The organism is Marinobacter sp. 3-2 (assembly GCF_003751355.1).
GTDB lineage: Bacteria > Pseudomonadota > Gammaproteobacteria > Pseudomonadales > Oleiphilaceae > Marinobacter > Marinobacter adhaerens.
Genome location: NZ_RJUQ01000011.1, coordinates 95088 through 117220, shown reverse-complemented (window position 1 = coordinate 117220; position 22133 = coordinate 95088). Strand labels below are relative to the sequence as shown.

22 protein-coding genes are annotated in these 22133 nt (G+C 57.3%); 5 read left to right on the top strand and 17 right to left on the bottom strand.

Going from position 1 to position 22133, the window contains the following annotated elements:
• Complete coding sequence (gene pdxB, locus EDB94_RS02355; protein WP_108017357.1) at nt 1-1152, top strand: 4-phosphoerythronate dehydrogenase PdxB; 1152 nt, start codon at nt 1-3, stop codon at nt 1150-1152.
• Between the two features lie 49 nt (nt 1153-1201).
• On the opposite strand, the gene htpX is transcribed toward pdxB, so the two are convergent.
• The 3 genes from htpX to EDB94_RS02340 all read right to left on the bottom strand — a co-directional run bounded on the left by htpX (nt 1202) and on the right by EDB94_RS02340 (nt 3875).
• Nucleotides 1202-2083: a protease HtpX gene (gene htpX, locus EDB94_RS02350; protein WP_053112243.1), complete on the bottom strand. Its 882-nt coding sequence runs from the start codon at nt 2081-2083 to the stop codon at nt 1202-1204.
• Nucleotides 2084-2178: 95 nt separating this feature from the next.
• Nucleotides 2179-2649 carry a hypothetical protein gene (locus EDB94_RS02345; RefSeq protein WP_053112241.1) on the bottom strand — a complete coding sequence of 157 codons (471 nt, stop codon included), beginning with the start codon at nt 2647-2649 and terminating at the stop codon, nt 2179-2181.
• 11 nt (nt 2650-2660) lie between these two features.
• Complete coding sequence (locus EDB94_RS02340; RefSeq protein ID WP_014577437.1) at nt 2661-3875, bottom strand: pyridoxal phosphate-dependent aminotransferase; 1215 nt, start codon at nt 3873-3875, stop codon at nt 2661-2663.
• Nucleotides 3876-4127: 252 nt separating this feature from the next.
• Between EDB94_RS02340 and EDB94_RS02335 the strand changes: the two genes are divergently transcribed.
• On the top strand, nt 4128-4619 hold the full coding sequence (locus tag EDB94_RS02335) for a glutathione peroxidase (RefSeq protein ID WP_092029806.1): 492 nt from the start codon (nt 4128-4130) through the stop codon (nt 4617-4619).
• A gap of 9 nt (nt 4620-4628) precedes the next feature.
• Here EDB94_RS02335 and EDB94_RS02330 read toward each other — a convergent pair whose 3' ends face one another.
• Both EDB94_RS02330 and EDB94_RS02325 read right to left on the bottom strand, forming a co-directional pair.
• Nucleotides 4629-6956, bottom strand: coding sequence for an ATP-binding protein (locus tag EDB94_RS02330; RefSeq protein ID WP_108017356.1), 2328 nt, complete (start codon nt 6954-6956; stop codon nt 4629-4631).
• A gap of 53 nt (nt 6957-7009) precedes the next feature.
• Entirely contained in the window at nt 7010-7777 is a 768-nt protein-coding gene (locus EDB94_RS02325; RefSeq protein WP_014577434.1) for a hypothetical protein, read from the bottom strand.
• A 235-nt stretch (nt 7778-8012) separates the two neighbouring features.
• On the opposite strand from EDB94_RS02325, the gene EDB94_RS02320 reads away from it, so the two are divergent.
• A complete protein-coding gene (locus EDB94_RS02320; protein WP_039882066.1) occupies nt 8013-9023 on the top strand; it encodes a LysR family transcriptional regulator in 1011 nt (336 codons plus the stop codon).
• Here the strand turns inward: EDB94_RS02320 and EDB94_RS02315 are convergent.
• The 8 genes from EDB94_RS02315 to EDB94_RS20955 form a co-directional block, all read right to left on the bottom strand.
• On the bottom strand, nt 9012-9977 hold the full coding sequence (locus EDB94_RS02315; RefSeq protein ID WP_108017355.1) for a GNAT family N-acetyltransferase: 966 nt from the start codon (nt 9975-9977) through the stop codon (nt 9012-9014). The genes EDB94_RS02320 and EDB94_RS02315 overlap by 12 nt on opposite strands.
• Nucleotides 9978-9982: 5 nt before the next feature.
• Nucleotides 9983-11134, bottom strand: a complete 1152-nt coding sequence (locus tag EDB94_RS02310; RefSeq protein ID WP_008174755.1) for a cupin domain-containing protein — start codon at nt 11132-11134, stop codon at nt 9983-9985.
• A 17-nt stretch (nt 11135-11151) separates the two neighbouring features.
• The gene (gene purB, locus EDB94_RS02305; protein ID WP_108017354.1) at nt 11152-12519 is read right to left on the bottom strand and encodes an adenylosuccinate lyase; all 1368 of its coding nucleotides are present in this window, start codon (nt 12517-12519) and stop codon (nt 11152-11154) included.
• A gap of 87 nt (nt 12520-12606) precedes the next feature.
• Nucleotides 12607-13251, bottom strand: a complete 645-nt coding sequence (gene hflD, locus EDB94_RS02300) for a high frequency lysogenization protein HflD (RefSeq protein WP_008174761.1) — start codon at nt 13249-13251, stop codon at nt 12607-12609.
• Nucleotides 13248-14435 carry a tRNA 2-thiouridine(34) synthase MnmA gene (mnmA, locus tag EDB94_RS02295; protein ID WP_108017353.1) on the bottom strand — a complete coding sequence of 396 codons (1188 nt, stop codon included), beginning with the start codon at nt 14433-14435 and terminating at the stop codon, nt 13248-13250. The genes hflD and mnmA overlap by 4 nt, the downstream gene beginning before the upstream one ends.
• A 36-nt stretch (nt 14436-14471) precedes the next feature.
• Entirely contained in the window at nt 14472-14936 is a 465-nt protein-coding gene (locus EDB94_RS02290; RefSeq protein ID WP_108017352.1) for an NUDIX hydrolase, read from the bottom strand.
• A complete protein-coding gene (locus EDB94_RS02285) occupies nt 14933-15565 on the bottom strand; it encodes a pseudouridine synthase (protein WP_108017351.1) in 633 nt (210 codons plus the stop codon). Before EDB94_RS02285 ends, EDB94_RS02290 begins: the two co-directional genes overlap by 4 nt.
• A 186-nt stretch (nt 15566-15751) precedes the next feature.
• The gene (locus EDB94_RS20955) at nt 15752-16063 is read right to left on the bottom strand and encodes a cold shock domain-containing protein (RefSeq protein WP_108017350.1); all 312 of its coding nucleotides are present in this window, start codon (nt 16061-16063) and stop codon (nt 15752-15754) included.
• A 306-nt stretch (nt 16064-16369) separates the two neighbouring features.
• On the opposite strand from EDB94_RS20955, the gene clpS reads away from it, so the two are divergent.
• On the top strand, nt 16370-16729 hold the full coding sequence (gene clpS, locus EDB94_RS02275) for an ATP-dependent Clp protease adapter ClpS (protein WP_008169202.1): 360 nt from the start codon (nt 16370-16372) through the stop codon (nt 16727-16729).
• An 18-nt stretch (nt 16730-16747) separates the two neighbouring features.
• A complete protein-coding gene (clpA, locus tag EDB94_RS02270; RefSeq protein WP_053112223.1) occupies nt 16748-19018 on the top strand; it encodes an ATP-dependent Clp protease ATP-binding subunit ClpA in 2271 nt (756 codons plus the stop codon).
• Nucleotides 19019-19123: 105 nt separating this feature from the next.
• Here clpA and infA read toward each other — a convergent pair whose 3' ends face one another.
• The 4 genes from infA to trxB all read right to left on the bottom strand — a co-directional run bounded on the left by infA (nt 19124) and on the right by trxB (nt 22004).
• Nucleotides 19124-19342 carry a translation initiation factor IF-1 gene (gene infA, locus EDB94_RS02265; protein WP_008169200.1) on the bottom strand — a complete coding sequence of 73 codons (219 nt, stop codon included), beginning with the start codon at nt 19340-19342 and terminating at the stop codon, nt 19124-19126.
• A gap of 80 nt (nt 19343-19422) precedes the next feature.
• Nucleotides 19423-20136, bottom strand: coding sequence for an arginyltransferase (locus EDB94_RS02260; protein WP_008169199.1), 714 nt, complete (start codon nt 20134-20136; stop codon nt 19423-19425).
• Entirely contained in the window at nt 20137-20850 is a 714-nt protein-coding gene (gene aat, locus EDB94_RS02255; protein ID WP_108017349.1) for a leucyl/phenylalanyl-tRNA--protein transferase, read from the bottom strand.
• A 200-nt stretch (nt 20851-21050) separates the two neighbouring features.
• Complete coding sequence (trxB, locus tag EDB94_RS02250) at nt 21051-22004, bottom strand: thioredoxin-disulfide reductase (protein ID WP_008169196.1); 954 nt, start codon at nt 22002-22004, stop codon at nt 21051-21053.
• Nucleotides 22005-22133 lie beyond the last annotated feature (129 nt).

Below are 22133 nucleotides of genomic sequence, written 5' to 3'. Positions count from 1 at the left end.
ATGTTGATCGTAGCAGACGAAAACATTCCCTTACTGGATTCCTTTTTCGGCGATATCGGCGAGATTCGCCGGGTATCCGGCCGTTCCATGTCGAACGAGGATGTCCTGGATGCCGATATCGTGCTGGTTCGTTCCGTCACCAGGGTAAATCGTGAGCTCCTTGAGGGCAGTCGGGTTCGGTTTGTTGGCACAACCACCATCGGTACCGACCATGTCGATCTCGACTGGCTCGAGGGCGCGGGTATTCGCTTCTCGGCGGCGCCCGGCTGCAACGCCAACAGTGTTGCCGAGTACGTGTTGTCTGTGCTCTCGCTGCATGCGGAGCGGCGTGGCCTTGCTGACTGGTCCCAGCTCAGCGTTGGTATTGTGGGGGTCGGCAATGTCGGTGGTGAATTGGCCCACAAACTGGAGCGCCTTGGATTTGATGTGCGTCTCTGTGATCCGCCCAGGGCGGATCGGGAAGAGGAAGATCAGGAGTTTGTGTCGCTGGAAGAGGCCATGAAGTGTGATGTGGTGTCCCTGCACACACCTTTGACGCGAGAAGGCGACCACCCCACGCTGCATATGATTGGTCATCCCGAGCTTGAGGCTCTGGGCGCAAATCAGCTCCTTATCAATGCTGGTCGTGGAGAAGTCATCGACTCGTTAGCATTGCTGGCCCGGCTTGACCAGGGTAACGCGCCGACCGTGGCGCTGGATGTCTGGGAGCAGGAGCCGAGGATTCACCCCGAACTGGTTGACCGGGTCTGGCTGGCGACACCGCACATCGCCGGATACAGCCTCGAAGGCAAGGTTCAGGGGACGGAAATGATCTACCAGGCGCTTAGCCAGTTTCTGGGCTTGCCGGTTCGCAAAAAAGCCGGCCAGTTTTTACCCGAGCCGGCGCTCAGCAAGATTTCCTTTACCAGCTCGGCCGACGAAGACGATGCCATCCGCATTGCGCTGAGGGCTTGCTATGACCCTCGTCCCGACGATGCCCGGCTGCGGAATGCCATGACCGGATCCGTTGAAGAGCGAGGTGCGGCCTTTGACAGGCTCCGTCGTGATTACCCGGTCCGTCGGGAGTGTTCCAGTCTCAAGATTCAGCTCAAGGGCACCAGCAAATCGCTGCAGGACAGTTTCCGGGCCATTGGGTTCAAGTTGAAAATCTGAACGAGTCTCACTTGTACAACAAAAAACGGGGCCCTCGGGCCCCGTTTTTTTACAGCTTGGCGTGCTGCAATGCCTGTATCCGGTCTTCCAGGGGCGGATGCGTCATAAACAGGGCGCTCAGGCCGCCCCGGGCTCCGCGATTGATGCCGAATGCCTGGAGCGAATCCGGCATCTGATCCGGCACTTCACTTTCCTGTTTCAGTCTTGCAAGCGCGCTGATCATGGCTGTGCGCCCCGCCAGTTGGGCGCCAGCGATGTCGGCCCGGAATTCCCGCCGGCGGGAGAACCAGAACACGATCGTGCTGGCCAGAATGCCCAGGACAATCTCGGCAACGATGCTGACGGCGAAAAACCCAAGGCCATGCCCACTTTCGTTCTTGAATATCACCCGGTCAACAAACGAACCGATGACCCGGGAGGCGAAGATCACGAACGTGTTCACCACACCCTGAATCAGAGCCAGGGTCACCATGTCGCCATTGGCCACGTGGCCGATTTCGTGGCCCAGAACTGCCCGGATTTCGTCCTTGTTGAAGCGATGCAAAAGGCCCTCGCTGACGGCAACCAGGGCATCGTTCTTGTTCCAGCCCGTTGCGAAGGCGTTGGATTGGGACGCCGGGAAAATAGCCACCTCCGGCATCCCGATACCGGCGTTCTTCGCCAACTCGGCTACGGTATCCACCAGCCAGCGCTCGGCAGGTGTTCTCGGGGAATCAATAACCCGGGCCCTGGTGCTCCACTTGGCCATTCGTTTGGATATCAGCAGAGACACGATGGCGCCGGCAAATCCGAAGACCGCCGCGAAGGCCAGCAAAGAGCCATACTGAATACCATTCTGGGCAAGGTAGCTATCCACGCCCAACAGCCGCAGTGTAAAGCTCGCGACAAGGATGACAGCAAGGTTGGTTGCCAGAAACAGCAGAATACGCATGTTGGTGCCCTGATCAGTTCGTCAAAGAAAATAAAGCCGCTATTCAGACCGTTATATGCGGTCGCGGTTCAATCAATCAACGAGCTTACGGTGATTTAATAATTGCCGCGGTCGGCAAAAAAGGTTGCCTGCATGATCTGGCTGATTCGGGCGGAGTTCCCCCCGCGCAGCGCCCTGCGAATCAGGTGGATGTGAGTGGAAAGATCCTCCTGAACGGAAGGGGGCAGATTACCGGCAGCCGTTTCCTCGGGGATTCCGAATTCGCTGGTCAGAGTCTCTGGCGCCGGTGCGCTCAGGCGGATAAAGGCGTCTCTGGTCAGAACCGCCTGGTCCAGAGCCTCCTGGCGGATGGTGTCGACGTACCGGAGCAAGCCTTCCTCTGCGAGCCAGAGCAGGGCGCCGAAACAGGCCATGTGTCGCTTGCTGTGCAGGCCAAATTCGTCCGGCTCATCCGGGCCTGCAATGTCCTCGACAAACAGGTTGATGCGCCTGGGAAAGGCGCCATACAACTGCACCAGGGCAATGGCCGCATCCTTGTAGAATTCCTCGACGTGAATATCCGCCATGGTTTTCCCCGTTATTGCTGGTATTGGCCAAGGAAATTGCCGAGCCGGCCCATGGCATCCTCGAGGGTATCTTCCCTGGGCAGGAACACGACTCTCAGGTGCTGCCTGTCATCGATATTGAAGGCCGACCCCTGCACCAGGAGGATCTTCTCCTGCAACAGCAGGTCCAGAACCAGTTTCTCGTCGTTCACGATAGGGAAGTGCTTGGGATCCAGTTTCGGAAACAGGTAAAGCGCACCCTGGGGTTTGACGCAGCTCACGCCCGGAATGTCGTTAAGCATGCGCCAGGCGGTTTCCCTTTGTTCGTAGAGCCGCCCGCCTGGCGCCACCAGATCGTTGATGGACTGGTAGCCTCCCAGGGCTGTCTGAATGGCCAGTTGGGCCGGAACGTTGGCACACAGGCGCATATTCGAGAGCATGTCGATGCCTTCGATCAGATCTTTCGCCCGGTGTTTTGCGCCACTGACGATCATCCAGCCCGAGCGGTAACCCGCTGCCCGGTAATTCTTGGACAGGCCGTTATAGGTAAAGAACAGCACGTCGTCGGCCAGCGAGGCGGTCGAGATGTGCTGGGTACCGTCATAGAGGATCTTGTCGTAGATCTCGTCCGACAGAATAATCAGGTTGTGCTTGCGGGCCAGTTCGATGACCTGCTCGAGAAGCTCCTTTGAATACACTGCCCCGGTCGGGTTGTTGGGGTTGATCAGAACAATGGCACGGGTCCGCCGGGTGATCTTCTTGCGGATATCGTCAATATCCGGAAACCAGTCCTGCTGTTCGTCGCAGCGATAGTGCACGGGCTTGCCGCTGGAAAGTGTGACGGCTGCGGTCCACAAGGGGTAGTCCGGGGCCGGGATCAAGACTTCGTCGCCGGTATTCAACATGGCCTGCATCGTCATAACGATCAACTCGCTGACGCCGTTGCCCAGGAAAATATCGTCGATATCGACCTTGTCGATACCCCGCTGCTGGCAGTAGTGCATGACCGCCTTGCGGGCGGAGAACAACCCCTTCGACTCCACATAGCCCTGGGCCTGGTGCATGTTGTAGATGACGTCCTGCTGGATTTCTTCCGGGACATCCAGTTCGAACGCTGCAGGGTTGCCAATATTAAGCTTGAGTACCCGGTGACCCTCTTCCTCTAGCCGGCGTGCCTCCCGCAGAACCACGCCACGGATTTCATAACACACGTTATCCAGCTTGGCGGATTTGTAGTAGTTCTGCATAAGACCCGGACGTCCTTCTTTTGAGAGCGAAAAATGGCACCTGCCAATACGAGAGGCCTTTATTCTAGCGGAGCGAGGCCCGGCGGCAACAGGGGAATTATGATGAATTGTGTCGTGTGAAGGCAGATTTAGCACACAAACCTGAACCGGTTTTTAAAAATGATCGCCGTAGAGCCTGCATTGCCATGGTTTTTTGGTCTGTGTTGTGAACAATGGAGTCACGACGAACACAAACATCGAAGGGAGAGCTCCATGGCAGGCGAGACGGTCTACGATTTTACGGTAAGGGATATCAAGGGTAATGAACAAAGCATGGCAGAGTACCGGGGCAAGGTGCTCCTGATCGTGAATACCGCGAGTAAATGTGGTTTCACACCGCAATTCGAAGGCCTGCAGTCCCTGCACAACGAATTGGGGAGTAAGGGGTTTGAGGTTCTGGGTTTTCCCTGCAACCAGTTCCTTAATCAGGACCCGGGCGACGAGGATGCAATTAGCCAGTTCTGCAGTCTCAACTACGGGGTCGACTTCCCCATGTTTTCCAAGGTCGAAGTCAACGGTGATGGCGCCCACCCACTGTTTCGTTTTCTCAAGCATGAAGCCAAGGGACTGATGGGGTCGGAAAAGGTCAAGTGGAACTTCACCAAGTTCCTGGTAGCTCCCGATGGCAAGGTAGTCCGTCGCTATCCGCCTACAACCAAGCCGGAGGATATTCGGGCCGACATCGAGAAACTGTTACCGGCCTGAAGGCCGCGGTCAAATCGCGGGGCGCCAGCGGTCGATGACCGTCCTGAGCTCTTCGCGCTTGTACGGCTTGGTAATGTAGTCGTTCATGCCTGAGGCGAGGCAGTCCTCGCGGTCGCCCTGCATCACATTTGCGGTAACAGCGATGATCGGCAGTTCTTTCCATTCAGGGTTCTGCCGAATCCTCTGTGTAGCTTCGTAGCCGTCCATAACCGGCATCTGGCAATCCATCAGCACCAGGTCATAGTGGTTGTTTTCCAGTGCTTGTATGGCCTTGAGGCCGTTCTCTGCGTGATCTGTGCGATGGCCGAGTTTCTTGAGCAGGCTGACGGCCACCATCTGGTTGACCTGATTGTCCTCCACCAGAAGGACTTTCAGGGAAGCCTCCGTGCCGGTTTGCTCATCGTCTTCCACGGCGGTAGCCGTTTGTTCCTCGCTGTTCAGCAGCCCTGCGGCCAGAAGCAGGCAACGTAGCAATTCATCCCGACGCAATGGCAACGAGAGCAGCTGTTGCTGCCCCAGGGCAGGGGGCAGGGTTCCGGAAGAGTCCACCAGTACGACGCCGGCGCCTTGCCAGTTGTCTGCGAATGCCAGGGTTTCTTCGTCTCCGGCGTTGGCAAGTGCAAGTAGAATTCCATCCGGGTGTCTGCTCGCGCCGCGTATAGGGATGCCCCATTTGCGAAGTTGGGCTTCGATCGCAGACCGGTGTGGGTTGTCCGGTGGTATTGCCATCGCTATGCCAATGTCCTTGAGCCGCGAATCCACGCGGGGCAGATCATAATCTTCGCTGGCTTCATGAACCGGCAGGGGCAGGGTAACGGTGAAGTGTGTGCCGCTGCCCTCCCGGGAGTCCACCAGAATCTGGCCATGCATGCGTTCGACAAGTTGACGGCAGAGCGTCAGGCCGAGACCGGTGCCCCCATAAAGCCGCGTGGTCTCTGCATCAGCCTGGGAGAAGGGTGAGAAAATCCGGTGCAGGCCCTCAGTAGACATACCGATCCCGGTATCCACGACATCGATTCTCAGGCTACCCCCGGAGTAGGCCGCCTTTAATTTCACGCTGCCTTCGTCCGTGAATTTGATGGCATTGCTCAGGAGGTTGTTGAGCACCTGGCGTACCCGTGTCGGGTCTCCCAGGAAGTCTTCAGGCAGATCCGGATCGATTTCGGTGACCAGGTGAATACGCTTGCGCCGCGCCTGTTGGGCATGGAGTGTCGCGCACTCTTCGATCAGGTGCCGGACACTGAAGGGGATGTTTTCCAGACTGAGTTTGCCGGCCTCCACTTTCGAGATGTCCAGTATGTCGTTAAGCAGCCCGAGCAGGCTTTCACCGGCGTTCAGGGCAATTTCTATCCTGTTGCGCTGGGCAGAATCCAACTCGCCCTCGAGTGCCAGGCCGAGCATCCCGAGAACTCCATTGAGCGGAGTCCGGATCTCATGGCTCATGCTGGCCAGGAAATTGGCCCTTGCCCGCGCCCGGCGAACTGCATCTTCCTTGGCTTTGACCAGGGCGCGATTACCGCGCTGCAAAGCATCGTTCTTTTCGGAGATCTCCCGGGTCCGGTCCGCCACCTCCTGCTCAAGCTGGGTGGAGTAGTTTTTCATGGCACTCTCGGCGTGCCGGAGTTGTGCAAGGCTCGAATCGATGGTTTCCAGGTGCTGGTTGATGATACCAACCATGGTCCCGATCTCGTCTTCCCGATGGTTTGCCGGGATCGGAAGCCTGACCTTTTCAGGAGAGGTAGCCCGCACCTGGCTCAGTGCGCTGATCACATTGAGCATGGGACGGGTCAGCACAAAATAGAAAATGGCAAGGAGAGCTGCAGACAGGATCAGGCTTTTCAGTAGCCCGCTGATCAGCGTGTATCCGGCTCGTTGGAGGAAGAGCGCCCCATAGTGATAGGTGTCAATGGTGACGATCAGATGCCCAAGTGGCAGATCCTCAAGCTGCGGAACCCGGAGCTCCTGTCGAAATACGCGATCCGGCCCGAACAGCAGATCGCTGACCCAGCGATAGGGCGAGACCGGGCTGCTCTTGCTGGATGCTGCCATGGTCTCGTCGTCATTATCGGTAATCCGGGCATCAATGGTCGCGGGATGGCGAAGCAGGCCGTCGAGCAACTCTTCCGCCAGACGGACGTCGATGTTATAGGCAATCTGGGAGGCCGGGCTGTTGCTGATATCGATCAGCGCATGGATTTCCTTCTCCATGGAATCCTTCGCGCTGAAGTAGTCCAGGGTAATCTGGACCACATTCAGCACCAGCCCGAGGGCCATGGCAACGAGGACCGTGTCTCGAGTCAGTCTATAGGAAAGCCGTTGTTTGAAGCCGTTGCTCACGGGTTTGCACTGTCCCTGTTGACGGGCCTCTCACAGCGACCCGTTCGGTACCTTCAGTCGTCGTAATCGGCCTTTTTCTTCCACTCATCGTCGTGGAGAAAAGTATCCCACTCACGGTCCAGTTTGGATTCTCCCTGCGGGCTTTCCTTACCCTCTGCACTCATGGCCTCAAGTTCCTGAATGCGCGTCCGGAAGCTCTTCACTGCTTTCATGGCAAGAGGATTGTCGCGGGATTTACCCATTTCGGTACTGGCCAGGTGATAGGCGTGAATGGCCTTCCGGATCTGGTTCTGGCGAACATAGTCCCGGGCCTGAAACACATGCAGATCCGCGTGGGTCTTGTGGACAAGGAAGAGCACATACTTGAGGTTTTTCTTGGCGGTGGCCGAATCAATCCGCCCGCTCTTGTGCATGGCTTCAATCATCTTGAACAGATTCTGAAGCAATTCCTTGACGTAATTCGATTTTTCCGCGGAATCAATCTTGACTGGCGTGGTGGTGTCGCGCTTTTCAACGATCTGTGTTTTCAGTTCTGCAGCGGACTTCTGCCATTCCTTGACCGGCAGGTTCGACTTCAGGCCGGCCAGCTCCGCGCAAGCTTCTTCCATGCGTTTAATCAGAAGCAGTTTCAGATCCGCTGTCAGGTATTGGCCTGGAATTTCGGTCAGCAGGCGATTGGCCCTGTTATAGGCGTCTTCCTGAGCGGTAATCTTGCGCGCCCGTTCAATGCGGGCGCGTTCCCGCATCTGGCTGAGCACAATAATGACAATCGAGACGGTAACGATGGCCGCCAGCAGAAGGACGATCGTAGTGGTATCCATTTTGTCAGTAACGACTCCGGCTTCAGGATCAAATGATGGCGGGTGTACAAACCGGCCTCAAAACACCGATATTATTCAGCAAGTATCCGAAAGACTAGCAGAAATACCGCTCCAGATCCGTTTTCAAATGTGAAAGTTCGTGTTGCTGATTGATTACGTGAATCCTCGCTATCATGTATATTGCTCTCGTGAATGAGCCTCGCTTTTCCTGTTGTTCTGGTGTTCCGGAGTTTTTGTGGATATTTCCCGTGTTGATCTGAACCTGCTCGTGTACCTGGATGTGTTGCTGCGCGAGCGGAATGTGACCAAGGCAGCGAACCACCTGGGTATTACCCAGCCTGCCATGAGCAATGGTTTGAAGCGGTTGCGGGATCTGTTCAGTGATCCGCTCCTGGTGCGAACCAGTGAGGGTATGACGGCCACGGAGCGCGCGCGTGAACTACAACCGCTAGTGCGGGGAATCCTGTCGGATATTGAACAGGCCGTGCAAGATAAGACACCCTTTTCAGCTCTTGAAAGCCAGCGCGTGTTCCGGATCATGGCCAGTGATTATGCCGAATCCTGCCTGATGCCCCGGGTTCTGAGGCGGATCCGTCAGGAAGCGCCGCACGTCACCCTGGATGTGCTCACGCCCAGTGACGTCAGCTTCCTGGATGTCGAGCAGGGGCGGTTGGATATGGCGATCAACCGGTTCGACAAGATCCCCCAGTCTTTCCATCAGAAGACCCTCTGGACCGAGTATTTTGCCTGCCTGATGAACGCCCGTAACCCGGTATTGAAGGAGCCCTTCACCCTGGACACCTATCTGGACGCCAGCCATATCTGGGTCAGCAAGACCGGGTTTGGTGTTGGTGTTGGTGTAAACCCGAAGGATGTCCAGCGGCTGGGCTGGGTTGATGAGGCGCTGTCGAGAATGGGGCGCAAGCGTCAGATTTCCGTTTTCACCCGTCACTATCAGGTTGCGATGCTGCTGGCCGAACAGCATGACCTGATTGCCACGCTGCCATCCCGGGCAGCCTGGCTGCAGAAAGACAACCCGAATCTTGTGGTCAAGGTGCCTCCGTTCGAGATTCCACCGTTCGAGCTGAAAATGGCCTGGAGCCCTCTGTTGCAGCACAACGCGGACCATCAATGGCTGCGCAAACTGATTGCTGAGGTGGCTACGGAGGTGGATACCGAGTTTGCACCGTTCGGGGCCAGGTTCGAAGCGCCGGACGCGCCCCAGGCCCATCACTCAGAGCGGTAGTTCCCGAAGCTCCAGGGAAGGGCGGGCCGCATCCCACATGCGCTGGAAGTTTTCCGACAAGAGCTTTACTCGGCCACCGTCCGAGAACTTGGCGAAACCCTCTGGCTTGTAGAAATCATGTCGATACACCACGCCTTCACGGTCCGCGATAATGAAGGGCTGGTCCTCAACCGGGTAGTCCTCGTTGACCAGTCGAAGTTCCATGCGGCTCGGCAGCCGGCGCATCAGTTCGACCAGTGTGTGTCTACGTTTCACCAGCGGCTTGTCGTCGTGGATCAGCAACCTGACTTCGCTAAGCCGGTGCCGACGAGCCAGGGCGGAGATCAGCTCCCGGAAACGATGCCGATCATACAGATCGTGTTCGAGCAGGCGGTCATACAGCCAGATGCGCTGGCCGGCCTGGCCAACCACCGAATCCATTAGCCCCAGTAGCCTGGCCTCGGTATCAAACAGCCAGGAGTCCGTGTCGCTGCCCAGAATCATCGGCCGGTCCCGGGAGCCAAGGCCCTCGGCCGCGAGTCCCGGTGCCAGGCTACGCATGTCAAAGTGGGGAATGCCGGCGTCGTCGTAAACGCCCGAACAGACGTGGAAGCCTGACCGTTGATAGAAAGGAATGGCGTGCTCCTGGGCAGACAACCTGAGCTCGGCAAAACGGTCAGCCGAGTCTGCGATCAGGTGCCGGAGCAATGCTTTCCCGATACCCTGTCCGCGGTATTGGGGCAGGATCGCCATGCGACCGATGTGGCCGGTCTCTTCAAGGGTTGAAAACAGTCGTGCCACGCCTGCCGGGGTATTGTCTGGCAGCACTGCCAGATAGTGATCGGCAATTTCGTCGGTTTCATCCCACTCCAGCTCCGGCGGGACTTTCTGTTCCTCAATAAACACCTGCTGGCGGATATCCCGGATGGATGCCGGGGCCAGTTGCCAGCTGTATTTGCGAAACCGGATGCTCATAACGCCTATTCGAAGTAAATCGAGCCTTGATTGTAGAGGGTGGTCAGAAGCCCAAGCAATGCTTCGTCTTCGGAGAGCCGGGCGAGGGTCGGCATATCGACGCGGGCCCCCGAGCAGAGAAGCGGAGCAAACGGCTGGGCATCGCCCTTGAGCAGGAACTGCTCGCCGTCCACAAACAGGGCGGTTTCGCTGGCAAACTCGTAGTACGCGAAACGTGAGCCTTCGTTCCACCGCAGCTGCTCGCCCGCGTGTATTGCTTCGGCGACGTCTCCGGTGGACGCAGGCTCCTCCGCGGGCACCACAATATCCATGCTCTTGGGCGCCGTTGAGAACTGGCCAAACCAGAGGGCCAGTTGCCGGCGGTCCTCAAGTTTTTCCCGAATAACGGTCTCGAGGCGGTCAACCACATCCGGCTGAATCGTGCCCGGATTGTCCTGTATTTTCAGATCCGGATCGTTCAGGTGATCTGAGGCGTCAGACTGGCTGCAGAGGAAATCGGTAAATCCGGTCAGAATGTCATCCACGGTGGGTGCACGGAAGCCAACCGACAGCGTGATACAGTCATCCTCGGCCACTCCATGGTGGCCAATACCCGGCGGCAGATACAGCATGTCACCGGGTGCCAGAGTAACGGTTTCTTCGCCATCCCAGCTGCTCAGAATGCGCAGCGGAGTGCCCTCTACGCGGGGAGAGGTATGATCGCAATGGCCTCCAAACGTCCACCGGCGGTGGCCCTGGGCCTGGAGGAGGAATACATCATACTGGTCGTAATGGGGGCCAACGCTGCCGCCTTTCGGGGCAAAACTGGCCATAATGTCATCCAGGCGCCAATTGGGGATGAAGCGGAAGTGTTCCAGCAAATCTGCAATATCGGGCACCCAGTGGTCCAGCCCCTGCACCAGGAGCGTCCAGTCCTGTTCGGGCAGGCTGCTGAACCGGTCCGGCGAAAAGGGGCCGTTGTGGAGCTGCCAGGGCTTGCCATCGTCATTTTCGATCACAATCCGGGACTCGACGCCCTCCTCACAGGCCAGGCCGGCCAGTTCATCAGCGCTGACCGGGCACTGGAAATCGGGAAACGCCTGACGGATAACCAGCGGCTTTTTCTGCCAATAGTCCCGCAGAAATTCAGAGGGTGTGAGTCCGCCAAGCATGTCCATGGGTGTTACTCCCGGTTTCAGATGTTTTGTGCCTGATCGACTGCGTTACCGATGTAACGGCCCGGCGTCAAAGCCATCAGTTCGGCCTTGGCCTGATCTGGAATGTCGAGGCTCTCAACGAAATTCTTGATCACTTCCGGCGTCATTGCCTTGCCACGGGTCAATGCCTTGAGTTTTTCATAGGGCTTTTCGATATTGTAACGGCGCATCACCGTCTGGATCGGCTCGGCAAGCACTTCCCAGGCATGGTCCAGGTCTTCATCCAGTCGGGCCGGATTGATTTCCAGTTTGCCCAGGCCTTTTAGGGTGGCTTCGTAGGCAATCAAGCTGTGCGCAAAGCCAACACCCAGGTTACGCAGTACGGTGGAGTCGGTCAGATCCCGCTGCCAGCGTGATATAGGCAGTTTGGCAGAGAGGTGGCTGAACAGCGCATTGGCGATGCCAAGGTTGCCCTCGGAGTTCTCGAAATCGATGGGATTGACCTTGTGGGGCATGGTCGAAGAGCCTACTTCGCCTTCTACCGTTTTCTGCTTGAAGTAGCCGAGGGAAATATAGCCCCAGACGTCACGGTCCAGATCGATCAGGATGGTGTTGAAGCGAGCGACGGAGTCATACAGCTCGGCAATGTAATCGTGCGGTTCGATCTGGGTGGTGTAAGGGTTCCAGTCGAGCCCGAGGCTCTCGATGAACTCCCGTGCGTTCTGGGCCCAGTCGATTTCCGGATAGGCGGAGAGATGGGCGTTGTAATTACCCACGGCACCGTTGATCTTGCCCAACAGCTCGGTTTCCCGGATCTGTTTTACCTGGCGCCGCAGACGGTGAACGACGTTCGCCAGCTCTTTGCCCACGGTCGTGGGCGAGGCCGTCTGGCCGTGAGTGCGCGACAGCATCGGCTGTTCGGCATGGTCATGAGAAAGCTGCGCCAACTTGTCGACAACGCGGTCCATGGCCGGTAGCAGGCCGTGGTCCAGGCCTTCCCGCAGCATCAGCGCATGGGAGAGGTTATTGATGTCTTCAGAAGTGCAGGCGAAGTGAACAAATTCCGTGACAGCGTGCAGCTCAGGAACGCTGGCGATCTTTTCCTTGATGAAGTACTCCACCGCTTTCACATCGTGATTGGTGGTGCGTTCGATGTCCTTGATACGCTCTGCGTCTTCCAGGCTGAATTCGCTCACCAGACGGTCCAGGAAGCCGTTGGCGTCGGCGGAAAACGGAGGAACCTCGGCCACGCCAGGGTGAGCGGCCAGTTTCTGTAGCCAGCGGATCTCGACGGTCACCCGATTCCGGATCAGGCCATACTCACTGAAAATTTCACGGAAGACGCTGACCTTGTTGCCATAGCGTCCATCGACCGGGGAAATGGCGGTCAGGGCGGTGAGTTCCATCGAAAACCTCTCAAGTCATCAAAGAATCGGATCAAAAGAAAATAGGGGTGCATATCATACACCACCGCCGGCTCTGAATCAGCGCCGTCAGTGGTAGAGGGAGCGATTGGCTTCTTCGGCAAGCTCTTTGGCAAGCCCGATCACTTTCTTGCGGGCAAAGATCAGTTGCCAGCGTCGGCCGCCGGTCTGGCGCCAGAGCACGGCGGAACGGATACCCGCCAGCAGCAGTGCCCGCACTTTCGCGGCATTCTCCTCGCGCTGGAGCACGGAGGGGTTACCGCTCACCTGGATACGCTGGCGAAAGGTGCTGATGGTATCGGCGTAGACGGAAGCCAGATTGCTGATCAGGTTCGGGTGTGTGTACCCAAAGTGGCTGGCGGTGTGCCTGGCCTGATCAATGCGACTGCCAATCACGTCCAGCATGTCAGAGCGGCGATTCAGTTTGGATTCGAGCTGGATCAGGTTGAGGGCGTAGCGCAGAACTTCGATGTCCTGCTGCCGTGACTGCTGGCTGAGCACCGAGGACAGGGTGACGAGGCCTTCTCGGATATCGCGAAGCTCGCCTCCGTAGACGTCCAGTGTGTTCTCGGGGTTGGTGGCAAACAGGGAACGGATAGACGTTTCCAGGCTGGCCTCGTTGCACTGGCCATTGTGGGCAATCTGCTGGACCAGGTTGGCGGCCTGGAATACCCCGGCCAACGCCAGGGTCTGATCCTTGAGTGAGCGGCTCATGCGGTCTGTTCCTCGGAACGGGTGCCGGTCAGACGATCTGGAAGTGGTTCGTCGTCACGCCAGGTCTGCTCAATAACGCCGCCACCAAGGCATACCTCGCCGTCGTAGAAAACCACGGACTGCCCTGGTGTTACAGCCCGCTGGGCGTCGTCAAAATCGACGCGGACACCGCCGTCGATCAACAGAACCTCGCAGTCCTGATCCGGCTGGCGATAACGGGTCTTGGCCTTGCAGCGGAAACGTCCAGCTGGTGCCTCTCCGGCAACCCAGTCAATCGGGCCGGATACGAGGCCGCGGGAAAAGAGCAGGGGATGGTGTTTGCCCTGAACCGCAACAAGCACATTGCGGCTGAGGTCTTTGTCCGCCACATACCAGGGCTCGTCCCCGAATTTACTGAGACCGCCAATGCCCAGGCCCTGTCTCTGGCCGATGGTGTGATACATAAGACCCTGGTGCCGGCCAATTTTCTGGCCGTCCGGTGTTTCAATGTCGCCGGGCTGGGCCGGAAGGTATTGCTTCAGGAAGTCTTTGAACTTGCGTTCGCCGATAAAGCAGATACCGGTGGAGTCTTTTTTATCATGGGTAACGAAACCCTGCTGCTCGGCAATACGGCGGACTTCCGGTTTTTCCAGCTCGCCGACCGGGAAAAGGGTTCGCGCAATGCGGTCGCCGGAGACGGCATGCAGGAAATAGCTCTGGTCCTTGTTCGGATCCAGTCCCTTGAGGAGTTGGGCCTTGCCCGTTGAACCAGCAATCGGCCGTTGCCGGGCGTAGTGGCCCGTTGCGATATAGTCGGCACCAAGGGTGATGGCATAGTCCAGAAAAGCCCGGAATTTCACTTCTTTGTTACAAAGAATATCCGGATTGGGTGTTCGTCCGGCCTGATATTCAGAGAGGAAGTGTTCAAAAACCCGGTCCCAGTACTCGGCCGCAAAACTGGCGGTGTGCAATTTGATGCCGATGGCATCGGCTACGGCCTGGGCGTCGGCCAGATCTGTCATGGCTGTGCAGTACTCGGTGCCGTCATCCTCGTCCCAATTTTTCATGAACAGGCCTTCAACCTGGTAGCCCTGGTCTTTCAGAAGCCAGGCGGCCACTGAAGAATCCACGCCGCCGGACATGCCGACGATCACACGCGTGTTGGCGTTACTGTTTGGAGAGGAGGCTTCGGGTGCGTTGGTCATGACAGCTTCGTTACCGGCTAAAAAACCGCGAGTTTATCATCTTTCCGAGGGTGTCGTCTGCGCGTCCACCACCACGTCCAGCGGGTATCGCCGGCCGTTTCGGTAATCTTCTATGCACTGGATGACCAGCGGACTGCGCAGTTTGTCCCCCAGCGCGCGGATTTCATCCAGGGTGAGCCAGTGGGCGGCGATGATGCCATCGTCCAGCTGTTCAGTAACCCGGTCGCCAGCCCGCGCAGCGTAGCAGAAACGATAGTAAGTAACGCCGTTGGCCGGAGCCTTGTAGGTGTAAATGCCAAGGAAGTGTATGGGGTCTATGTTCCAGCCTGTCTCTTCAAGGGTTTCCCGTTGAACGGCATCCAGAATGGCTTCATCTTCTTCAATATGGCCAGCCGGCTGGTTGAAAACAACCTTGCCGCCGCTGACCTCTTCAACCATCAGGTAACGGCCGGCTTCATCCTCGACTATAACGGCCACGGTAGCATGGGGTGTCCAGGTCATGATTTCCGGTTTCTCCTGGTTCGGGCGCCAGCGGCGTTGCCGCGGCGGGTTGGTTTTGGTGAAGCGGGTAAATTGACGGTGACCGTTCGATGGGCTCCGGATTCGAGGCCGTCAAGGGTCCAGTCACCAATCCGGTACCGGATCAGGCGAAGGGTCGGAAACCCGACGGCAGCGGTCATTCGACGTACCTGCCGGTTCTTGCCCTCGGTTATCGTCAGTTCAATCCAGCTCGTCGGAATGTTATCCCGATGTCGCACCGGAGGCACTCTCGGCCAGACCGTCGGGGCAGGCATTCTGTCGGCTTTTGCCGGCCGGGTCAGACCATCCTTGAGTTGCACGCCGGTAGCCAGGTGTCTCAGTGCTTCTTCGGAAATGTTTCCTTCTACCTGCACCCAGTAGGTCTTTGGCATCTTCAGTGATGGTGACGCTATGCGGTGTTGCAGGGAGCCTTCAGCGGTCAGAAGGAGCAGGCCCTCGGAATCGTAGTCCAGACGTCCGGCCGGATATATGCCCGGGATGTGCACGTAATCTGCCAGGGTAGCGCGAGGTGGTTTACTTCCGGAAGCGCCATCGTCTGTGAATTGGCTCAGAACATGAAAGGGTTTATTGAAAAGCACGAGTTCGGCCATGCGCAGGTCTTTCCCGGATATCCGCTGTCTTTGAGCAGTGCAGCGTACTGCAAACAGGAAGGCTGGCAAAGTAGGGCGGGCGCCACCGCCCAGGGGGAGCTGTCACCCGACGTTTTTTGAAGGACAAAAAAAGAGACCCCCACCAGCAGACGACCGGTGGGTGTGATTTTGCGTTACCAGAACAGGTCAGGCGTTGACTGCACGGGGCGGATAGCCGTCCCTGCCTGATTCCTGCTGGCCGGATTGTCCGGCAGAGTTGCTGCTGGCGTCGGTTTGCGCCTTGCTGGCAGGCAGCTCGTCGGGAACGATGTTGACTGCGTGAATGCCCTTGTCGCTGGGCTTTTTGTCGAAGGTTACGGCCTGGCCGGCTTTTAAGGTCTTGTAGCCGTCCATTTGCACCGAAGAGAAGTGCGCAAACAGGTCGTCACTGCAGCCATCCTCGATGATGAATCCGTACCCTTTGGCATTGTTGAACCACTTGACCTTGCCTCTTGGCATGATGAACTCCCCTGTTCTTTTGCTGTCTCTATTCTTGTTAAATCTCTGTGTGCCTATCGGCGCCGTCGCACAGTCGGTCCGAATCCTGTTACACAAACCTTGCATGGATTTACATTATTTTACATTGCAACTTAACTTTCGGCCAATCATTGCGGTGAGTCAATAGTTTCTATGCCTGGAATGTGTGGTTGAACGCAGTCTGGAAGCGGTATCATGTTCGTATTGATAAATATCTCATGCCCCGCTTGAAAACCCCGGGGCGGACATCCACATTTAACAAGGGCACCGATAAACCGGTAAGGAATGATGCGGACTATCGAAAATTCTCTACTAGTATTCAATCAGGGGGAGGACGAACAACCGGGGCGACAGGATGACCTCAGCGTTGCTCCCGAGAAGCCCGCTCTCAAACGCCCGGCGCGATACAGGGTGGTGCTTCTAAACGATGATTACACGCCCATGGATTTTGTGGTCGATGTGTTGATGAAGTTCTTCGGAATGAATGAGGAAAAGGCGACGCAGGTGATGCTGCTCGTCCATACACAGGGAAAAGCTGTATGCGGGGTATATACCCGGGACATCGCGGAAACAAAGGCGGCACAGGTGAACCAGTATTCTTCGGAATGCGAACATCCGCTCCTTTGCGAGATTGAACGTGCGGACTGATAGACGTTGGGGTGGCCCATGCTGAGCAAAGATCTAGAAATTACGCTGAATACGGCCTTCAAGAATGCCCGAGACAAGCGTCATGAGTTCATGACTGTGGAGCATTTGTTGCTGGCCCTACTGGATAATGAATCGGCAGTGGGCGTCCTGAAAGCCTGTGGTGCAGACCTCAAGCGGCTTCAGGAAGAGCTTGTCGAATTCGTGGACTCCACCACACCTTTGATTCCGAGCAGCGACAGTGAGCGCGAGACCCAGCCAACACTGGGGTTCCAGCGAGTCCTGCAAAGGGCTGTGTTCCATGTGCAGTCCTCGGGCAAGAAAGAGGTAACCGGTGCCAATGTGCTGGTGGCCATCTTCAGTGAACAGGAAAGCCAGGCGGTGTATGTGCTCAAGAAACAGAGCATTGCCCGCATTGATGTGGTCAACTTTGTTTCCCACGGCATTTCCAGGGTTCAGGGCGCCGAAGATCAGGAAAGTCACGATCAGGCGTCACACGAGGAGGCTGGCGAGGAAGGCGGACAATCCAAGCCGCTTGAAAGCTACGCCACCAACCTTAACGAGCAGGCCCGTCAGGGCCGCATTGATCCGCTGATCGGCCGTGAACACGAAGTCGAGCGGGTGGTGCAGATCCTTGTACGCCGCCGGAAGAACAACCCGCTGCTGGTCGGCGAGGCCGGGGTTGGCAAAACCGCTATCGCAGAGGGGCTCGCCAAGCGTATCGTCGACGGACAGGTCCCCGATATTATTTCCGATGCGGTGGTCTATTCGTTGGATCTGGGTGCCCTGCTGGCCGGAACCAAGTACCGCGGCGATTTCGAAAAGCGTCTGAAAGGTCTGCTTGCCGAACTCAAGAAAGAAAACCACGCGATCCTGTTCATCGATGAGATCCACACCATTATCGGAGCGGGCTCTGCCTCTGGCGGCGTGATGGATGCGTCGAATCTGTTGAAGCCCATGCTCAGTTCGGGTGAAATCCGGTGCATTGGCTCTACAACGTTCCAGGAGTTCCGGGGTATTTTCGAGAAAGACAGTGCCCTGGCGCGCCGTTTCCAGAAAATCGATGTGAACGAGCCCAGTGTTGAGGACACCTACCAGATCCTGAAGGGCCTCAAGCCGAATTTTGAAAAGCACCACGATCTCAAATATACCGACAAGGCGCTTCGGGTGGCTGCAGAGCTGTCCGACCGTTACATCACCGATCGGCACTTGCCGGACAAGGCGATTGACGTCATTGACGAGGCGGGCGCGCGCCAGAGGCTGCAGCCGGAAGGCAAGCGTAAGAAGACCGTTGATGTCACCGAGATCGAGGATGTGGTTGCAAATATTGCCCGTATCCCACCGAAGAACGTGTCTACCAGCGACAAGGATCTGCTGCGGAATCTGGAGCGGGATCTGAAGATGACGGTCTTTGGTCAGGATCCGGCCATCGAATCGCTGTCCACTGCTATCAAGCTGGCTCGCGCCGGGCTCAAGGCCCCTGAGAAGCCAGAGGGTGCCTTCCTGTTCGCAGGGCCGACCGGTGTCGGTAAAACCGAGGTTACCAAGCAGTTGGCCAAGGTTCTGGGTATCGAACTGGTACGCTTTGATATGTCGGAGTATATGGAGCGGCACACCGTATCACGGCTGATCGGTGCGCCTCCGGGCTACGTTGGGTACGATCAGGGTGGCCTGTTGACCGAGTCGGTGAACAAGCATCCGCACTGTGTCCTGCTGCTGGACGAGATCGAGAAGGCCCATCCGGAAGTGTTCAACCTCCTGTTGCAGGTCATGGATCACGGCACGCTGACGGATAACAACGGCCGCAAGGCAGATTTCCGCCACGTGATTCTGGTAATGACCACCAATGCCGGTGCCGAGAGCATGGCTCGTCGCTCTATTGGCTTCAGCGAGCAGGATCACAGCACCGACGGCATGGAAATTATCAGCAAGACCTTCACGCCGGAATTCCGCAATCGCCTGGACGGTATCATCCAGTTCGGCGACCTGCAGATTGACACCATCACCCACGTGGTGGACAAGTTCCTCACCGAGCTGCAGGCGCAGCTGGACGAGAAGCATGTGGTTCTGCATGTGGATGACGAGGCGAAGGCCTGGTTGGCTGAAAAGGGCTACGACGTCACCATGGGGGCCCGCCCCATGTCCCGCCTGATCCAGGACAAGATCAAGCGGCCGCTGGCCGAGCAGATCCTGTTCGGGCGCCTTTCAGAGAAAGGCGGGGATGTCTTCATCCACCTGCGCGATGACGAGCTGGTATTCGAGTACGAGGACGAGCCGGCAGAGGCGGTCTGAGAGAGGCTCGATTAAAGAAAAACCGCTGCCCGGGTAACCGGCAGCGGTTTTTTTGTGCCCTGACGAAAAAAGCCCCCGAAGGGGCTTTCAGATGTCATGGGAGCATCAACGGGCGCGATATACGATCCGGCCCTTGCTCAGGTCGTAGGGAGTCAGCTCAACCTTGACCTTGTCACCTGTCAGGATGCGGATGTAGTTCTTGCGCATCTTTCCGGAGATATGGGCTGTCACAACATGACCGTTGCTCAGCTCAACGCGGAACATGGTGTTTGGAAGGGTATCGATAATAACGCCTTCCATTTCAATGGCATCTGATTTCGGCATTCAGTAGAAACCTCGTTTGAATATGCTTCTGGTGATTCTAAATTGCGCAATTCTGCCTGATTTATCGGCGTTTGGCAAAGTTAGCCTGCGTCCAGTTCACGCCAGTGCCCGTCTCTCAGTGCTTCGATGGGTCGGAAGCGTGTTTTGTAATTCATTTTTCGGCACTGCTTGATCCAGTAACCGAGGTACAGGTGGGGAAGCCCCCTGCGGCGGGCTTCCTCAATTTGCCAGAGGATTGCGAAGGTGCCCAGGCTGCGGTCCTCCAGATCAGGGTCGAAAACTGTATAGATTGCCGAAAGGCCATCGTCCAGAAGATCGACTGCTGCCAGTCCTACCAGCCGTTCGCCCTGGTGGATTTCCAGAAACCAGGAATCGGTTGCGCCTTCTACCAGAAACGAGGTGAACTGTTCCCGGGTCGGCGGGTACATATCGCCGTCCTTGTGCCTTTGTTCGATGTAATTGGCGTAGAGCTGGTAATACCTTTCCGCAAAGGTGGCGGGCACCATGGTGCACTGCAAATCCTTGTTTTTCCGGAGAACCCGCCGCTGGCTTCTGTCCGGCTTGAAATCATCAACTTTCAACCGAACCGGTATGCAGGCATTGCACTGCTCACAGTGAGGTCGGTAGTAGTGGGATCCGCTGCGGCGAAAGCCGAGAGCCGTGAGTTGGCTGTAAAGCTTTTTGTCGATATGAGCCCGCGGATCCACAAACATGGTCGTGGCCTCGCGGTCTGGCAGGTAGCTGCAATCGTGCGGTGGTGTCGCGAAGAAGACCAGGGTTCTGAGATTGCTCATTCACGCCTCCGGCCCGGGCCAACGCCATCGGAAGGTCCAGTCGGTCTGATCCGGTTTCTGATCGATGCTCATCCTGAGTATAGATAAAAACTCTTCCCGTGGAATAGTCCGTGCGCCCATGGTAAGCAGGTGCCGGCTCTCTACCTGGCAATCCATGATCCGGTAGCCCCAGAGCTGTAACTGGTGCGCCAGGTGAACCATGAGAACTTTGGACGCGTTGGTTTCCAGAGAAAACATGGATTCACCGAAGAAACACCGGCCAATGGCCAGTCCATACATTCCACCGGCCAATTCACCACGCCGGTTCCAGATTTCGATGGAGTGGGCGACGCCCATGCGATGCAGCTCTGAGTAGCTGGCAATCATTTCTTCGGTAATCCAGGTACCTTCGGCACGGGTTGAGGCGCACAGGCGGATGATTCGTCCGAAGTGTCTGTCTGCGGTTACCTGGAAGCGTTGTTGGTTCAGGGTCCGGCGCAGGCTCCGTGAAACGTGGATTTCGTTCGGAAAAAGGACACACCGCGGATTCGGTGACCACCACAAAATGGGCTGGTCGTCGCTGTACCAGGGGAAGATGCCGTTCCGGTAGGCCAGTATGAGTCGCTCGGTGGAAAGGTCGCCGCCGAGGGCAAGAAGGCCGTCCGGGTCGTCCAGGGCTTCGTTGGCGGGGGGGAACCAGAGTTGGTCCGGGTCTAGCCAGGGTAGTGAGGTCATCCTTCTCCGGCAATTACTGCAATGTTTCGGTTCTATTTTACAGAGTACCGGCCGGTGGGAGCCGCCTTCTGAAACACGCTGTGAATACGTCCTTGTACGCTTGGCTCCGCCATCCATGGCTCCGCACAGTTTCAGAAGGCGGCTCCCACCGACCTTCGCAAACTTTTGAGTTCGCGTTCCTTTTCTTTACTCAAGCACAATCAGTCTTGCTGATCCAGAAACTTTTCCGCATCCAGGGCGGCCATGCAACCGAAGCCGGCGGAGGTGACGGCCTGGCGGTAGACGTGGTCGGCTACGTCGCCGGCGGCGAATACGCCGGGAATGCTGCTCTGGGTGGCCATGCCTTCGAGGCCGGAGCGGATGCGGATATAGCCGTTCTCCATGTCCAACTGGCCCTGGAACAGGTCGGTGTTGGGTTTGTGGCCGATTGCGATGAATACGCCGGCCAGGTCCATTTCCTGGGTGGAGTCGTCTTTGGTGCTTTTGATGCGCATACCGGTGACGCCGGTGCCGTCGCCCAGGACTTCGTCGAGGGTGTGGTCCCAGACGATCTTGACGTTGCCGTTTTCGGCCTTTTCAAACAGTTTGTCCTGGAGGATCTTTTCGGCACGCAGGCTGTCGCGGCGGTGCACCAGGGTCACTTCGTCGGCAATGTTGGAGAGGTACAGAGCCTCTTCGACCGCGGTGTTACCGCCGCCAATAACGGCAACTTTCTGCTTCTTGTAGAAGAAGCCGTCACAGGTGGCGCAGGCGGAGACGCCCTGGCCTTTGAATTTCTCTTCAGACTCGAGGCCGAGATACATGGCGGAGGCGCCGGTAGCAATGATCAGGGCGTCGCAGGTGTATTCGCCGCCGTCGCCCTTGAGGCGGAATGGGCGGTTACGGAGGTCGGCTTCGTTGATGGTGTCGTAGACGATGCTGGTTTCGAAGCGTTCGGCGTGCTTGAGCATGCGCTGCATGAGCTCCGGGCCCTGAACGCCGTCGTTGTCGCCGGGCCAGTTGTCGACGTCGGTGGTGGTGGTGAGCTGGCCGCCGACTTCAATACCGGTAATCAGGGTCGGATTCAGGTTGGCGCGGGCTGCGTAAACGGCAGCGGTGTAACCTGCGGGGCCGGAACCGAGGATGATCAGTCGGGAATGTTTGGTGTCGCTCATTGGGAATTCTCTCACTGAAAAAGCCGTACGTTGCCGGGCCCCGGTTTCAGGGCCAGACGCTTCGGGGAAAGGGGCAAAGGCTAACATGAAAGGCGCGGTCTGCCATTCGTTTTGGCCAATTCCGCTTAT

Bases quoted from the DNA above. Each gene is read 5' to 3' on its own strand.
- pdxB (WP_108017357.1), top strand. From the start codon at position 1: ATGTTGATCGTAGCAGACGAAAACATTCCCTTACTGGATTCCTTTTTC.
- htpX (WP_053112243.1), bottom strand. From the start codon at position 2,083: ATGCGTATTCTGCTGTTTCTGGCAACCAACCTTGCTGTCATCCTTGTC.
- EDB94_RS02345 (WP_053112241.1), bottom strand. From the start codon at position 2,649: ATGGCGGATATTCACGTCGAGGAATTCTACAAGGATGCGGCCATTGCC.
- EDB94_RS02340 (WP_014577437.1), bottom strand. From the start codon at position 3,875: ATGCAGAACTACTACAAATCCGCCAAGCTGGATAACGTGTGTTATGAA.
- EDB94_RS02335 (WP_092029806.1), top strand. From the start codon at position 4,128: ATGGCAGGCGAGACGGTCTACGATTTTACGGTAAGGGATATCAAGGGT.
- EDB94_RS02325 (WP_014577434.1), bottom strand. From the start codon at position 7,777: ATGGATACCACTACGATCGTCCTTCTGCTGGCGGCCATCGTTACCGTC.
- EDB94_RS02315 (WP_108017355.1), bottom strand. From the start codon at position 9,977: ATGAGCATCCGGTTTCGCAAATACAGCTGGCAACTGGCCCCGGCATCC.
- EDB94_RS02310 (WP_008174755.1), bottom strand. From the start codon at position 11,134: ATGGACATGCTTGGCGGACTCACACCCTCTGAATTTCTGCGGGACTAT.
- purB (WP_108017354.1), bottom strand. From the start codon at position 12,519: ATGGAACTCACCGCCCTGACCGCCATTTCCCCGGTCGATGGACGCTAT.
- hflD (WP_008174761.1), bottom strand. From the start codon at position 13,251: ATGAGCCGCTCACTCAAGGATCAGACCCTGGCGTTGGCCGGGGTATTC.
- mnmA (WP_108017353.1), bottom strand. From the start codon at position 14,435: ATGACCAACGCACCCGAAGCCTCCTCTCCAAACAGTAACGCCAACACG.
- EDB94_RS02290 (WP_108017352.1), bottom strand. From the start codon at position 14,936: ATGACCTGGACACCCCATGCTACCGTGGCCGTTATAGTCGAGGATGAA.
- EDB94_RS02285 (WP_108017351.1), bottom strand. From the start codon at position 15,565: ATGGCCGAACTCGTGCTTTTCAATAAACCCTTTCATGTTCTGAGCCAA.
- EDB94_RS20955 (WP_108017350.1), bottom strand. From the start codon at position 16,063: ATGCCAAGAGGCAAGGTCAAGTGGTTCAACAATGCCAAAGGGTACGGA.
- clpS (WP_008169202.1), top strand. From the start codon at position 16,370: ATGCGGACTATCGAAAATTCTCTACTAGTATTCAATCAGGGGGAGGAC.
- clpA (WP_053112223.1), top strand. From the start codon at position 16,748: ATGCTGAGCAAAGATCTAGAAATTACGCTGAATACGGCCTTCAAGAAT.
- infA (WP_008169200.1), bottom strand. From the start codon at position 19,342: ATGCCGAAATCAGATGCCATTGAAATGGAAGGCGTTATTATCGATACC.
- EDB94_RS02260 (WP_008169199.1), bottom strand. From the start codon at position 20,136: ATGAGCAATCTCAGAACCCTGGTCTTCTTCGCGACACCACCGCACGAT.
- aat (WP_108017349.1), bottom strand. From the start codon at position 20,850: ATGACCTCACTACCCTGGCTAGACCCGGACCAACTCTGGTTCCCCCCC.
- trxB (WP_008169196.1), bottom strand. From the start codon at position 22,004: ATGAGCGACACCAAACATTCCCGACTGATCATCCTCGGTTCCGGCCCC.